This is a genomic window from Promicromonospora vindobonensis (assembly GCF_042685865.1).
In the GTDB taxonomy this organism is placed as follows: Bacteria; Actinomycetota; Actinomycetes; order Actinomycetales; family Cellulomonadaceae; genus Promicromonospora; species Promicromonospora vindobonensis.
Genome location: NZ_JBHUOG010000002.1, coordinates 1,602,762 through 1,616,855 on the forward strand (window position 1 = coordinate 1,602,762; position 14,094 = coordinate 1,616,855).

Here is a 14,094-nt window from a genome sequence, read left to right on the forward strand (position 1 = left end):
CTTAATTCTCTGGTGTGGTGTCGGCTGGGTCAGAAGGTACATCCTGTACCTCCGCGTGCCCTGACCCGACACGGTCCCGCCAGCCCGACACGGGCAGATTGAACTTCGACACGAGGCGGTCCGTGAACGGCGCGTTGGACAGGCGTGCGAGCCGCACGGTACCCCCCTGACGCACGACGACGCGAGAACCGCGGGGCAGCCGGATCTCCCGTCGGCCGTCGCACGTCAGCACTCCCTCGACCGTCGACTGCGGCAGCACGTCGACCGTGTACCGCGACCGCGGGCCGATCACCAGCGGCCTCGCGAACAGGGCGTGCGCCGACAGCGGCACCATGAGCACCGCGTCGACGTCGGGCCAGATCACCGGGCCGCCGCCCGAGAAGGCGTGCGCCGTCGAGCCAGTGGCCGTGGCCATCACCACACCGTCGCAGCCGAACGAGAGCAGCGGACGGCCGTCCACCCCGATCGCCACCTCGAGCATGCGTTCCCGCGTGGCCTTCTCGACGGTGGCCTCGTTCAGCGCCCAGCCCACCACGGGCTCGGCCGTGCCAGGCAGGTGCACCGTCACCTCGACCGTCGCGCGCTCCTCGACCTCGTAGTCACGGGCCGCCAGCCGCTGCACGGCGGCCCGGAGGTCCTCCCGCTCCGACTCCGCGAGGAAGCCCACGTGCCCGAGGTTCACGCCGAGCAGCGGCACGTCGGTGCCGCGGGTCAGCTCCGCCGCGCGCAGGATGGTGCCGTCGCCGCCGAGCACCATCACGGCCTCCGACCGGTGCACGCCCTCGCGGACCCGGTTGGCCGCCATGTGGTCGCCGAACTCCTCGGCCAGCGCGTCGTCGTGCAGCGTGTACTCGAAGCCTGCTGCCTTCAGCTCACGGATGGCTTCGGCCAGTGCCGCGACCGCCCGAGGGCGGCCGCCATGAGTCACGATCAAGACGCGCCTGGTCACAGCTCGTGCTCCTTCTGCTCGTCGGTCTGCTGAGTGCCCTGCGCGGCGTCCGGCCGTCCCCGCACGACGACGGCCGGCGGCTCCGGCGGACTGCTCGGCCGCTCGCCGGGCTCGCCCTGGGCCGGGAGCCAGGCCACCGCGGTCTCGACGGCCGCGGCCACTGCGTGCTCGGAGGTCTCCGCGCCACCGGTCCCTGGCACGAGCCACAGGAAGAACTCCCGGTTCCCGCTCGGACCGGGCAACGGGCTCGGCACGACGGCGCGCACCCGCAGGCCCAGGCGCTCCGCGGCGTTCGCCACCGTGCTCACCGCCTCGGCGTGCAGCGCGGGATCACGCACGACGCCGCCGCTGCCCAGCCGCTCCCGTCCTACCTCGAACTGCGGCTTTACCATCAGCAGCGCCTGCGCTCCCTGCCGCAGCACGCTCGCCACGGCCGGCAGCACCACGGTCAGCGAGATGAACGAGAGGTCTGCGACCACGAGGTCCGGCAGCCGCGCGAGATCCGCAGGCGTCAGGTCGCGGACGTTGAAGCCCTCGACGACCGTCACCCGGTCGTCGGTGCGCAACGCCGGAAAGAGCTGGTCGTGCCCCACGTCGACGGCGACCACGTGGGCGGCGCCCCTGCGCAGCAGCACGTCGGTGAAGCCGCCGGTGGACGCGCCGAGATCGGCACAGAAGGCGCCCTCGACCTGCGGGCCGCCCGGCACACGGGCCAGCGCGTCCAGCGCGCCGGAAAGCTTCAGCGCGGCACGCGACGCGAACTCGTGCTCCGGGTCGTGCCCAGGCAGCACTGCCACGTCCGCGCCGTCAGCCACCGCCGACGACGGTTTGACCACCACGCGGCCCCCGACCAGCACCCGGCCGGCCGCGACGAGCTCCGCGGCGTGCCGCCGAGAGCGGGCCAGCCCACGGCGGACCAGCGCCGCGTCCACCCGGGTGCTCCCTGTCATGGTCGCCACTGTCAGGCGTCACCACTGAGGTGCGCCCGCAGTGCGTCGTGTACCGCCTCGAACCGGGCGACATGATCGGCCGGGGGCAGGTCGTCGAGCCCGTCGAGCGCGTCGAGGGCACTCCGGACGCCCGCGTCAGGATCAACCAGGCCCGTGGGTTCCTCGGTCTCGTAGAACTCGTCCATCGTGCGTCAACGCTCCACTGTGCTCGTCCGTGCTCGTCGGGCTGTCGCCCGTTGCCGGAGCCGTCCGGCTGCTGCCTGACACGGTACCCGCCGCCTCCCACAGAACCCGGGAGAAATCGGCCGGGTTCTGTGGGAGGTGGCCAGGGGAACTACGTACCTCTGCGGGACGGCTTGCTCCGTGTAGACATCGTCTACGCAGAGCAACCTGTTCCTCAGACCGGCAGCTCCGGCACGCTCGCCGTGTCAAGGGCAGCCCCCGCGTCGACGGCGGCCCATGCCGCCGCGCACGCGGCGCGGACCAGGTCGATCCCCGCTCCGTCGAGCCGCAGCCCGCCGTCGGACACCTGGGCCGCCGCACCACCACACACGTGCCACCCGTCCGCGAGCACCGGCGCAGGGTGCGGTTCGAGCAGCGCACGCAGGTCCGCTCCCAGGAACGACGGGCGTTCACCCGGCACGGCAAGCACGGCGTCGCGCGCCGTCGAGACACCCGTCAGGACATGCAGCCCCGGGTATCCGCCGGCACGCGCCCCGGCGAGGTCCGTGTCGAGCCGGTCGCCGATCACCAGCGGCCGGCTCGCCTCCGCGCGCTCGACCGCGAGCCGGTACATGGTCGGCGACGGCTTGCCCGCACTGTCTGGCAGCACGCCCGTCGCCGACACCACGGCGCCAACGAGGGCACCGTTCCCCGGCGCGAACCCGCGCGCCGTCGGGAGCGACAGGTCCAGGTTGCTCGCCACGTGCCACGCACCGCCGCCCACGGCGTACGCCGCCTCGGCGAGCTGAGTCCAGCCCACCTCCGGCGCGTAGCCCTGCGCGACGGCGTCCGGCTTGTCGTCCGCCGACTCGACGACGGTGAAGCCAGCTGACCGCACCGCCGTCACCAGGCCCTTGCCGCCGACGACCAGCACCTTCGCGCCCGGGTCCAAACGGGTGCCGAGCAGTGCGGCACACGCCTGCGCCGCAGTCATGACCTCGTCCGGCTCCGTCGGAATCTCCAGGCCCGTGAGCTGGCCCGCTACGTCCTCCGGCTCCCGCGACGCGTTGTTGGTCACGAACAGCAGGCGCATCCCGCCCGCCCGCGCAGCGGCAAGGCTCGCCGACGCATGCTCGATGGGCAGGTGCCCCCGGTACGCCACGCCGTCGAGGTCGACGAGCGCGAGGTCGTACGACGCGGCGAGCGGGGCGTCGGACGCCAGCAGGCCGGCACCTGCCGTCACGCCTTCTCCTGCCCGACGTCGGGCCGGTCGCCCTCAGCGACCGGCTCGCCCTCTGCATCGCTCACCTCGGGCGCGACGGCTGCGTCGTCGGTGTCCGGCCGGTCGGCCGGTGCGTCGGCAGGTTCTTCGGCGGATGCCTCCACCGAACTCTCGTCCGCCGGATCGGCGGCCGCCTCGGGCGCGCTCGCCGAGTCGGGCGCGTCCGCTGCGGGCTCGCTCGGCTCGTCGGCGTCGTCGGCCTCGTCGGCCTCGTCGGCCTCGTCGGCCGAGTCCGCAGAGTCCGCAGAGTCGGCGGAATCGGCTGAATCCCCGGAGTCAGCCGAGTCGGCCGAGTCCCCGGAGTCAGCCGAGTCCCCGGAGTCAGCCGAGTCGGCTGAGTCCCCGGAGTCAGCCGAGTCGGCTGACTCGTCGTCCTCGTCCTCGCCCTCGTCCGCCTCCACGCCGTCGTCGTCGCCCTGGTCGGGCTCGTCAGCATCCTTCTCGTTGCCGTCGAGCTCGTCTGCCGGTTCGTCCACGTCCGCCGACTCCTCGGGCTCCTCGCCCTCGTCGTCCGACGTGTCCTTCGTGAACTCCTCGGGGTGGTCGGCGACGTACTCCTCCTCGGCGAGCGCCGCGTCCTCCTCGACGTCGAACACCGTGATGTCCTCGCCGGGTGCTTCCGCGCCGATGGCCCGCTCGAGCGCCTTGCCGTCGACCGACGCGAGCAGCGCCGCAGCCTCCTCCGGCCGGCCTGCGGCCTCGAGTGCCACGGCACGCGCCTGCACGACCCGGAGCCCCAGGTCGCCCTTGGCGTCCTCGGCGGCGACCTTGTCGAGCACGGCCAGGGCTGCGTCGTGCTCGCCCAGGTCGGACCGGGCGCCGCTCGCGACGATCGCGAGCTCGACACGGCCGGTCACGTCGAGCGACGCGGCCTCCTCCGACGCCGCGAGCGCCAGTGCACGCTCCGGCCGGCCGAGGCCGCGCTCGGCGTCCGCCATGATCGGCAGGTGCTCGGACGAGCCGTTCAGCCGGCGAACGGTGCGCAGCTCGCGCAGCGCCTCCGCGAAACGGTTGGTGTGGTAAGCGGCCAGGCCGGCGGCCTCGCGCACGATGTCGATCCGGCCCGCGCCACGCACCGCCGCCTGGGTGTGCTCGTAGGCACGCTCCGGGTCGACGTCGAGCAGTCGGCCGGCCATCACCAGGTGGAGCCCGACGTACTCGGCGTGATCCTTGCTCAGCCCGCGCAGGCGCCCGCGCACGTCACGGTCGAGCTGGCTGAACGAGGCGTCCTCGGCGATCTCCGGCTCGGGAGGCCGCGGCGCACGGTCCTCGCGCTCCACGCGTGCGCCCTGGGCCGGACGGTCGTCGCGGTCGTTGAACGAGCGCCGCGGACGGTCCGCGCCGTGGTCGTCGCGCCGTGCCGGACGGTCAGCGGTGCTCCCGCGGGACGGCCGAGCACCCCTGTCCTCGCGGCCACGGCTGTCCCGCGCGCCGCGGTCGTCGCGGTCGCCGAACGAGCGACGCGGACGGTCGTCGTCCCGACGGGCCGGACGGTCGGTGCTCCGGTCGTCCCGACGAACCGGGCGGTCCGTGCCCCGGTCGTCCCGGCGGACCGGGCGGTCCGTGCCCCGGTCGTCCCGGCGGACCGGGCGGTCCGTGCCCCGGTCATCCCGACGAACCGGACGGTCGCCATCGTTGCGACGAGGGCGGTCACCGCCGCGGTCGTCACGGGACGGACGGTCGGAACCCCGGTCCTCGAACGAACGGCGCGGACGGTCGTCCCGGTCCCCGAAGGAGCGACGGGGACCGTCGCCATCCCGACGTGCCGGACGGTCCGTGCCGCGGTCCTCGCGGCGGGGGCGGTCCGTACCCCGATCCTCGAACGAACGGCGCGGACGGTCATCCTCCCGACGTGCCGGACGATCGTCGTCCCGGCGCACCGGGCGGCTCGCACCACGGTCCTCGAAGCTACGCCGCGGACGGTCGTCGCGGTCACCGAACGAACGCGGACGGTCGTCCTCCCGACGCACCGGACGGTCGTCCTCCCGACGCACCGGGCGGTCGTCGTCCCGACGCGCCGGGCGGCTCGCACCACGGTCCTCGAAGTTGCGCCGCGGACGGTCGTCGCGGTCAAAGCTCCGGCGGGGGCCGTCATCACGGCGCGCGGGACGGTCGTCGTCCCGGCGCAAGGGACGGTCGTGCTCGCGGCGCACGGGGCGCTCGCCGTCGCGGCGGACCGGACGGTCACCGCCCCGGTTGTCCCGCTCCTCGTACGGCCGGCGCGAACGGTCGCCGTCGTTCCCACGGGACGGGCGGTCGGTGCGTGGGGCGCGGTCGTCGCGGCCGCCCCGGTACCCGGAGGTGCCGCCGCGGTTGTCCCGGTCCCCGAAGGAACGGCGGGGACGGTCGTCATCGCTGCGGCGGGGTGCGCGGTCGGCGGCACCGCGGTCGTCCTGGCGGGGCCGGTCGGTCCCGCGGTCGTCGCGGCGCGGGCGCTCGGTGCCACGGTCGTCGCGGCGCGGACGCTCAGCGCCGCGGTCCTCGTACGGTCGGCGCGGGCGGTCGGTGCCGCGGTCGTCGCGCCGAGGGCTGTCACCGCCACGGGCGCCGTCATAGCGGCGGCCCTGGTCACTACCGCGCTCTCCGCTGCGGTCTTCGCGACGCGGACCCTGGCCCTCGTTGCGATTGCCGCTCTTGCGCTCGCCTCGGCGGTCGCCCTCGCGGTCGTTCCCCTGGTCACGGGGCGTTTCGTTCACGGTGTTCCCTTCGATGACAGATGCCCGCACATTCTCCCATGCGGGCGGCCGTCCCCAGGGGTCGAACAGCTGTGACGTTGCGTGGCCGACGCCGGTCGTCCCGCCGTCGGCGGCGACGTGGTCGGTCGGGAGGTCCGCTTCGAGAATGCGATCTGGCATGGATTTCGGGCCAAACCCATGCCAGATCGCATTCTCGAAGCGGACTTCCCGACCGTCCGCGACCCGACCGGCCGTGAGGAGCGCTCCCCACCGCCCCGTCAGACCCGCACCCGGGCGACCTCCGGGTTGAAGGCGTCGGGCTTGCGCACCATGCGCATCGCCGTCAGGACCAGGACCGCCACCACGATGAGCAGCACCACCATCCCCGCGTTGAACGCGAACCCGAAGATCCACAGGTAGCCGATGCCACCCGCAGCAAGGCAGTAGTAGGTCATCGGCAGGATCGTCTTGCGGATCAGGTCGCCCTCGCGCCCGAGCAGGCCGACGGTCGCGGCGGCGGCGACCACGTTGTGCACGGCCACCATGTTGCCCGCCGCGCCGCCCACAGCCTGGAGAGCGGCCACCGTCTCGGGCGAGGCCGCACCGATGCCGAGCCCGGTATTGAACTGGAACAGGGAGAACATCATGTTCGACACGGTGTTCGAGCCGGCCACGAACGCGCCGAGCGCCCCGATGAACGGCGACACGATCGGCCAGCCCTGACCGGCCAGGTCTGCCGCCGCCTGCGCCACCGTGACCGGCATCGAGTCGATGCCGGCTCCGTTGAAGTCCGGCCCGGAGTTGATGAAGATCCGTACCAGCGGCACCGCGCACAGGAGCGCGAACGCCGCGCCGCCGAGCTGCCCGCCCGCCACCTTCCACGACGCCCTGATCTGCTCGCCCTTCATGCCGTGCAGCACGTAGGTGACGAGGCACGCGAGCAGGAAGATCGCGCCCGGCGAGTACAGGAGGTCCATGTTCTGGCTGATTCCGGTGCCGAAGATGTTCGACACCTCCAGCACTGCCGGGCCCGTCAGGAACTCCTTGATCGCCGGGATGTTCCGGGTGACCAGGAGCAGCGCCGCCACGATGAGGTACGGCGACCAGGCACGGACCATCGACATCTTCCGGGTGAGGGTGGCCGCCTCCTTCGTGGGGTCGACGGTGCCCATCCAGCGGTCGCTCCAGCGCTCGCGCGGCGGGAAGTCCCACACGTCCTTGGGCATCAGGAAGCCCTTCGAGGACGTGAACATCACGAGCACCAGGCCGACGAACCCGCCGAGCATCGCCGGGAACTCCGGCCCGAGCACGTAGGCAACGGTCACGTAGGGCACGATCATCGCGAGCGCCGCGTAGATCGCGAACGGCGCGACGGCGAGGCCGGAACGGAACGACCGCTTCTCACCGTAGAACCCGCACATGAGGGTGACCAGGATGAGCGGCACCAGGATGCCGACGATCGCGTGGATGGTCGCCACCTGCGTGGCGGTGTGCGCGATGAACCCGAGGTGGTCCAGGCCGAGCACGTCGGCCCGCGCCTGCACCTCGGGCGCCAGGGCGCCGGACGTGTCCGCCAGCCCTGTCCCGAGCCCGGTCAGCATCGGCGTCCCGACGGCGCCGAAGCTCACCGGGGTGGACTGGATGATCAGGCCTGCCATGACGGCGGCCGCCGCGGGGAAGCCGAGCGCCAGCAGCAAGGGCGCGACGACGGCCGCCGGCGTGCCGAACCCGGCGGCGCCCTCGATGAACGAGCCGAACAGCCAGGCGACGATGATCACCTGGACCCGCCGGTCGGGACTGATGGTCGTGAAGCCGGCCCGGATCGTCTGCAGGGCGCCGCTCTTGGTGAGCGTCTCGAGCATGAGCAGCGCACCGAAGATGATCCAGAGCAGCCCGATCGCGATCAGCAGGCCCTGCACGATGGACGCGCTGACCGCGACCAGCGACATCTTCCACGCGAACAGGGCGATGACCACGACGACCGCGAGGCCAACGGGCATCGCCGTCCGGGCAGGCCAGCGGAACCCGAGCAGCAGGGTTCCCACGACAAGGATGGGGAGGAGAGCGAGCAGGGCAAGGACGCCGAGGTTGTCCATGGTGACTCCAGGTCCGGCCACGTTGCCGGGTAGGGTGCGCAATTTCGCATGTCGGAACTATCGCTCCACTGTCCGACAAACGTAGCAGTTACCCCAAGTCGCCGGGAGTACCCAAAATCAGGTCAGCAGGTCTTCCGGCCCGGCGCCGCGCAGCGAGGCGTCCAGCACCAGCACCATGTGCGCCGTCGGCATCTCGCGCCCCTTCCGCCGCAGCGCGTCCGTGATCTGCAGGAGGCACCCCGGATTGGACGTGACGAGCAGCTCCGCGCCGGTGTCCGCGACGTTCGCGGCCTTCCGGTCGCCCAGCTCCCGCGCGGGTTCCGGGTTGGTCAGGTTGTAGATGCCAGCAGACCCGCAGCACATGTCGCCCTCGGCGATCTCCTTGACCACCAGCCCAGGGATCGTCGCGAGCACGGCACGCGGCTGCGCCTTCACCCCCTGCGCGTGCCGGAGGTGACAGGCGTCGTGATACGCGACGGTCATGGGCAGCGGGTGCCTCCGCGCGACAGGCTCCAGCTCCGCCAGCACCTCCGAGATGTCCCGGGTCCTCGCGGCGAACTTCGCGGCTCGCGCCGCGTACCGCGGATCGTCCGCCAGCAGGTCCGCGTAGTCCTTCATGGTGGAGCCGCAGCCGGCGGAGTTGGCCACGATCCGTTCGACACCCGTCTCGGAGAACGTGTCGATGAGCGCCCGCGCGTAGTCGAGCCCTTCGGTCTCCCGCCCGGCGTGCACGGACAGCGCACCGCAGCACCCCTGGTCCTGCGGCACGACGACCTCGCACCCCTCTGCCGCCAGCACCCGCGTCGTCGCCGCGTTGACACCCGGGTAGAACTCCCGCTGCACACAGCCGAGCAGCATCCCGACGGTCATCCGCTTCGCGCCGACAGCGGGCACGAGCGCCGGCACCGGGATCCGGGGACCCACCGGTGGAGCGATCGCCTCCATCGTCGCGAGCGTCGGGGAGATCCGGGCCAGCACGGGCCGCACCAGCCTCGACAGCCCCGTGCGCTGGTACAGCGCGAGCAGCGGCCGGATCATCCGCAGCCGCTCGGGCCGGGGGAACAGCGCGAAGATCGCCGACCGCAGCAGCCGCTGGCCTCGCGTCCGGTGCTCGGCACCGCGCCGTTCGACCTGCTGCCGCGTCGCCTCGACCAGCTTGTCGTACTGCACGCCCGACGGGCACGCCGTCACGCACGCCATGCAGCCGAGGCACGCGTCGACGTGCTGCACCAACGACGGCGACATCGGCTCGCCCTCGAGACCTTCCTTCATCAGGTAGATCCGCCCCCGCGGAGAGTCCATCTCCTCGCCCCACAGCGAGTACGTGGGACAGGCAGGCAGGCAGAACCCGCAGTGCACGCAGTCGTCCACCAGCTCGCGGGCCGGCGGGTGATGCTCGTCGAAGGCACCGAGCAGGTCTGGCTTCGCCTCAGTCATCAGATGCCTCCCACGAATCGGCCGGGCGCCAGGTTGCGCCCGGGATCGAGCTGTCGTTTGACCGCACGCATGAGGTCGAGCCCGCCCACCGGCCCCCACACGTCGAGCGCCGCGCGCACCTCGCGCGATGCGCGCAGCACGGTCACGGTCCCCTCGCGCGGGGTGGGCGCTGACCGGCGCAGGTGCCCGACGGCGGACGCGGTCGCCTCGGGCGTTCCCGTCACGACGGTGTGCAGCACCCCGGCAGCGGACCCCCGCACCGCCACGCCGACGCCGTACCGCTGCTCCGCGTCGAGCGCCGCACGCAGCAGGTCGGCCACGCCCGTGAGGGTCGCTGTCGCCTTGGCGTAGGTCTCGACGGACCCACCCCCCGACCCTGCACCACCGGTCGGGCCCGTCGAGGCCCCGCCACCCGGCACCGCCGCCCACCACACCGGCGGCTCGTCCTGCACCCGCCCGCCCAGCAGCACGGCCGCGGCGGCCGCTCGCTGCCCGACGGCGTTCCCCGTGCCCTCCAGCAGCACCGCGACCTCCGCGACGTCGCTCCCGGCGGGCCGGTCGATCTCGACGGCGGCAGGGGCGAGCTGCGAGGCGACGACGTCGCGGGCTCGGGCGGCGACGTCGGCCTGCGGCCCGGTGGCGACGACGAACACCCGGTCCGGCCGAGCCGGGTGCAGCCGGAACGCGGCCCGCACCACGACGCCAAGGGTGCCGTACGCCCCGGTCAGGAGCTTGGCCAGGTCGTAGCCGGCGACGTTCTTGACCACCTTGCCGCCCGAGGAGGCCGTCGTGCCGTCGGCGAGCACCACGGTGGCCCCGAGCACGAGGTCGCGGATCCCGCCGCGTTGCAGCCGGCGCGGTCCGGACACCCCTGTCGACAGCGCGCCGCCCACGGTCGAGCCGCCCGCGAGCCGATCCGGCGGCAGGTCCACGACCAGCTCCTGCGCGGCGCCGCGGACGGTCTCCGACAGCGCCGCAACCGGCAGCCCTGCCTCGGCGACCACCACGAGGTCGCCCGCCCCGTGCTCGACCAGGCGGTCCAGGCCGGTGGTGTCGAGGATCAGGTCGACGCGCTCGGGCGGCGCACCCCAGTCCAGGGCGGTTGCCGCCCCGCGCGCGACCGTGCTCAGCCCCTGGGCAGTCGCCTCGCGCAGCACGGCAGCCACGCCGTCCGCCGACGTCGGGCGGGCGACCGCGGTCGCCGGCACACCGTCGACGGCGTCGCCGTGCCCTGCTTCCCTGACGTTCCCACCGTGCTGCCCGAGCGCGTCCGCGAGCCGCTGCAGGTCCGCCATCAGAAGACCTCCGCCACGCCGGACTCCGCCAACGGGTGCGCACCCGTGTGCCGCCCGGGCTGTTCCCCGCACAGCCGGGGCGTGGGAAACACCTTCCCCGGGTTGGCGATCCCGTCCGGGTCGAAGGCGCACCGCACCGCCTGCATGGTGTCGAGGTCGTCCGCGGTGAACATGCGCGGCATGTGCTTGGCCTTGTCCGCACCCACGCCGTGCTCGCCCGTGATGGAGCCGCCGTGCTCGAGGCACAGGTCGAGGATCCCGCCGGCGACCTCCTCCGCGCGGTCGACTGCGCCCTCCACCGAGCCGTCGAACAGCACGAGCGGGTGCAGGTTGCCGTCGCCGGCGTGGAACACGTTCGCCACGCGCACGCCGGCACTCTCCCCGAGCGCGGCGATCTGGCGCAGGACCAGCGGCAGCGCGGTCCGCGGGATCACACCGTCCTGGACGATGTAGTCCGGGCTGATCCGGCCGACCGCCGCGAACGCGGACTTGCGGCCCTTCCAGATCAGGGCACGCTCGTCGTCGTCGGCGGCGACCCGCACCTCGAACGAGCCTGCCGCCTCGCACAGCCGCACCACGTCGTCGAACTCCCCCGCGACGTCCGGCGACGGCCCGTCGAGCTCGACCACGAGTACGGCGCCCGCGCCGGCCGGGTAGTTGCAGTGCACCGCCGCCTCGGCGGCCTCGATCGCGAGGGCGTCCATCATCTCGATGGCGGCGGGGATCACCCCGGCGGCGATGATCGCCGAGGTGGCGGCCCCGGCGTCGTCCATGGAGCGGAACGCGGCGAGCAAGGTCCGGACCTCCTGCGGAAGCCGCGTCAGGCGCACCGTCGCCGCGGTGACGATGCCGAGCGTGCCCTCGCTGCCGACCAGCGCTCCGAGCAGGTCGTACCCGGGTGGGTCCGGCGCCTTGCCGCCGATCTCCACCTGTTCACCCCCTGGCGTCACCAGGTCGACGCCGGTGACGTGGTTGGTGGTGAAGCCGTACTTCAGGCAGTGCGCGCCCCCGGAGTTCTCGGCGACGTTGCCGCCGATCGAGCAGATGGACTGGCTGGAGGGGTCCGGCGCGAAGTAGTACCCGTCCGGGCTGGTGGCGGCCGTGAGCTGGAGGTTGATCACCCCCGGGTCCACGACGGCGCGCTGGTTCTCGACATCGGCGTCCCGGATCGATCGCATCTGCGACATGACCACGAGCACGCCCTCGGAGTGCGGCAGCGCCCCGCCCGACAGTCCGGTGCCCGACCCGCGCGCGACGAACGGCACGCCGTGCCGGGCACAGGCACGGACGGCCGCCGCGACATCGGCGGCGCCCTGCGCCAGGACCACCACGCCAGGCACCACGCGGTAGGCCGCGAGCCCGTCGCACTCGTACGTGCGCCTGCGCTGCCGGTCGGTGATCACCCGCTCCGGGCCGAGCTCGCCGATCAGCTCGGCAATGACGACATCCAGCGACGCCGGTGTACTAGCGGGCACGGGCAACCTCCTCGTTGCAAGCCACTACGTCTCCGTTGAGTGCTGGGTACTTGCCGTCCGGAGGCGCTCTGGAGGGCAAATATCCAGCACTCGACAGGCTGGTTCAGGGCATTCGGGCGTAGGCCGGAAGCGTGAGGAAGTCGGCGTAGTCGTCTGCCACCGCCACCTCGAGGAACGTCTGCTTCGCCTCCTCGTAGTCTGCCGCGTCGCCCGGCAGCTTGGCGATCTCCTCCTCGACGATCTGATCGATCAGCTCACGCGTCACCTGGCGACCGGTGTCGGCGAGAGTCACGTCGTTGTGCAGCCACTGCCACACCTGGGAGCGGGAGATCTCGGCGGTAGCCGCGTCCTCCATGAGGTTGAAGATCGCGACGGCGCCGAGCCCGCCGAGCCATGCCTTGAGGTACTGGATACCGACGGAGACGTTGTTCCGCAGGCCCGCCTCCGTGACGTCGCCCGGGGTGCCTGCGACGTCGAGCAGCTGGGCCGCGGTGACCTGCACCTCGTCGCGGGTCCGGTCGATCTGGTTCGGCTTGTCGCCCAGCACCGAGGTGAAGACCTCCTTGCAGAGCTCCACCATGCCCGGGTGCGCCACCCAGGAACCGTCGAAGCCGTCGTTCGCCTCGCGGGTCTTGTCGTCGCGGACCTTCGCGAACGCGGCCTCGTTGACCGCCTCGTCACGGCTCGGGATGAACGCGGCCATGCCGCCGATGGCGTGCGCGCCGCGCGTGTGGCAGGTCTTGACCAGCAGCTCGGTGTACGCACGCATGAACGGCACGGTCATGGTGACGGCGTTGCGGTCGGGCAGCATGAACTCGGTGCCACGGGTACGGAACGACTTGATCACCGAGAACATGAAGTCCCAGCGGCCGGCGTTCAGGCCCGAGCTGTGCTCCCGCAGCTCGTACAGGATCTCCTCCATCTCGAACGCCGCGGGGTAGGTCTCGATGAGCACGGTGGCGCGGATGGTGCCCTGTGGGATGCCCAGGAAGTCCTGGGCCAGGACGAACGCGTCGTTCCAGAGCCGTGCCTCCAGGTAGGACTCCATCTTGGGCAGGTAGAAGTACGGGCCCTGACCCTTCTCGATCTGCCGCAGACCGGCGGTCGCGACGTAGAGCGCGAAGTCCACCAGGCTCCCCGACACCGGGCGCCCGTCGACCTGGATGTGCTTCTCCGGCAGATGCCAGCCACGGGGGCGCACGATGATCGTGGCCAGCTCCTCGTCCGGCTTGAGCGCGTAGTGCTTACCGTTGTCGCCCGTGAAGTCGATGGTGCGGTTGATCGCGTCGAGCAGGTTGAGCTGCCCGCCCACGACGGCGCTCCACTGCGGCGTGTTCGCGTCCTCGTGGTCCGCCAGCCACGCCTTCGCACCGGAGTTGAGCGCGTTGATCGTCATCTTGCGGTCGGTCGGACCGGTGATCTCGCACCGCCGGTCCTCGATGCCGGGCGCCGGCGGCGCGACGCGCCAGGTCGGGTCCTCCCGAATGTGCCGCGTCTCGGGCAGGAAGTCCAGCGTGCCGCCCGCGGCGAGGTCCTCGACCCGCCGCCGGCGGGCTTCGAGAAGCTCCAGCCGACGGTCGTCCAGCGCGCGGTGCAGAGCAGCGACGAGCGCCAGCGCCTGTGGGGTGAGCACCTCCTGCGCGCGCGGTGCGATGTCGCCAGTGATCGTCAGGCCGTCCGGAGTGTCCACGTGTCTTCCCTCGGTCGAGTGGCTCGGCCCGGAACGCCTAATTCCACGATCCGGAAACCAAATACTTCCTGGTGAAAACAGTA

11 protein-coding genes are annotated in these 14,094 nt (G+C 72.4%); 1 reads left to right on the forward strand and 10 read right to left on the reverse strand.

The genetic code is table 11. From position 1 onward, the window contains the following. Nucleotide 1 precedes the first annotated feature (1 nt). The 5 genes from ACFS27_RS20475 to ACFS27_RS20495 all read right to left on the reverse strand — a co-directional run bounded on the left by ACFS27_RS20475 (nucleotide 2) and on the right by ACFS27_RS20495 (nucleotide 4,623). The gene (locus ACFS27_RS20475; protein WP_377186679.1) at nucleotides 2-949 is read right to left on the reverse strand and encodes an NAD kinase; all 948 of its coding nucleotides are present in this window, start codon (nucleotides 947-949) and stop codon (nucleotides 2-4) included. Continuing rightward, nucleotides 946-1,899, reverse strand: a complete 954-nt coding sequence (locus ACFS27_RS20480) for a TlyA family RNA methyltransferase (RefSeq protein WP_377186682.1) — start codon at nucleotides 1,897-1,899, stop codon at nucleotides 946-948. Before ACFS27_RS20480 ends, ACFS27_RS20475 begins: the two co-directional genes overlap by 4 nt. Before the next feature lie 11 nt (nucleotides 1,900-1,910). Then, complete coding sequence (locus tag ACFS27_RS20485) at nucleotides 1,911-2,084, reverse strand: hypothetical protein (protein WP_377186685.1); 174 nt, start codon at nucleotides 2,082-2,084, stop codon at nucleotides 1,911-1,913. Between the two features lie 212 nt (nucleotides 2,085-2,296). Then, complete coding sequence (locus ACFS27_RS20490; protein ID WP_377186688.1) at nucleotides 2,297-3,304, reverse strand: HAD-IIA family hydrolase; 1,008 nt, start codon at nucleotides 3,302-3,304, stop codon at nucleotides 2,297-2,299. Continuing rightward, nucleotides 3,301-4,623 (reverse strand): hypothetical protein, encoded by a 1,323-nt coding sequence (locus ACFS27_RS20495; protein WP_377186690.1) that lies wholly within the window; start codon nucleotides 4,621-4,623, stop codon nucleotides 3,301-3,303. Before ACFS27_RS20495 ends, ACFS27_RS20490 begins: the two co-directional genes overlap by 4 nt. Before the next feature lie 63 nt (nucleotides 4,624-4,686). Between ACFS27_RS20495 and ACFS27_RS20500 the strand changes: the two genes are divergently transcribed. After that, on the forward strand, nucleotides 4,687-6,114 hold the full coding sequence (locus ACFS27_RS20500) for a hypothetical protein (protein ID WP_377186693.1): 1,428 nt from the start codon (nucleotides 4,687-4,689) through the stop codon (nucleotides 6,112-6,114). Between the two features lie 182 nt (nucleotides 6,115-6,296). Here ACFS27_RS20500 and ACFS27_RS20505 read toward each other — a convergent pair whose 3' ends face one another. From ACFS27_RS20505 to aceB, 5 genes are all read right to left on the reverse strand, one after another. Further along, the gene (locus tag ACFS27_RS20505) at nucleotides 6,297-8,114 is read right to left on the reverse strand and encodes an L-lactate permease (RefSeq protein WP_377186696.1); all 1,818 of its coding nucleotides are present in this window, start codon (nucleotides 8,112-8,114) and stop codon (nucleotides 6,297-6,299) included. A 117-nt stretch (nucleotides 8,115-8,231) separates the two neighbouring features. Then, entirely contained in the window at nucleotides 8,232-9,551 is a 1,320-nt protein-coding gene (glcF, locus tag ACFS27_RS20510; RefSeq protein WP_377186698.1) for a glycolate oxidase subunit GlcF, read from the reverse strand. Then, a complete protein-coding gene (locus tag ACFS27_RS20515) occupies nucleotides 9,551-10,846 on the reverse strand; it encodes an FAD-binding oxidoreductase (protein WP_377186701.1) in 1,296 nt (431 codons plus the stop codon). The genes glcF and ACFS27_RS20515 overlap by 1 nt, the downstream gene beginning before the upstream one ends. Next, entirely contained in the window at nucleotides 10,846-12,321 is a 1,476-nt protein-coding gene (locus tag ACFS27_RS20520; RefSeq protein ID WP_377186704.1) for an FAD-linked oxidase C-terminal domain-containing protein, read from the reverse strand. The genes ACFS27_RS20515 and ACFS27_RS20520 overlap by 1 nt, the downstream gene beginning before the upstream one ends. A gap of 103 nt (nucleotides 12,322-12,424) precedes the next feature. Continuing rightward, nucleotides 12,425-14,011, reverse strand: a complete 1,587-nt coding sequence (gene aceB / locus ACFS27_RS20525) for a malate synthase A (RefSeq protein WP_377186707.1) — start codon at nucleotides 14,009-14,011, stop codon at nucleotides 12,425-12,427. Nucleotides 14,012-14,094: the final 83 nt, after the last annotated feature.

Coding starts and splice junctions, on each gene's coding strand:
- glcF (WP_377186698.1), bottom strand. CDS start 9,551: ATGACTGAGGCGAAGCCAGACCTGCTCGGTGCCTTCGACGAGCATCAC.
- ACFS27_RS20485 (WP_377186685.1), bottom strand. CDS start 2,084: ATGGACGAGTTCTACGAGACCGAGGAACCCACGGGCCTGGTTGATCCT.
- ACFS27_RS20505 (WP_377186696.1), bottom strand. CDS start 8,114: ATGGACAACCTCGGCGTCCTTGCCCTGCTCGCTCTCCTCCCCATCCTT.
- ACFS27_RS20480 (WP_377186682.1), bottom strand. CDS start 1,899: ATGACAGGGAGCACCCGGGTGGACGCGGCGCTGGTCCGCCGTGGGCTG.
- ACFS27_RS20515 (WP_377186701.1), bottom strand. CDS start 10,846: ATGGCGGACCTGCAGCGGCTCGCGGACGCGCTCGGGCAGCACGGTGGG.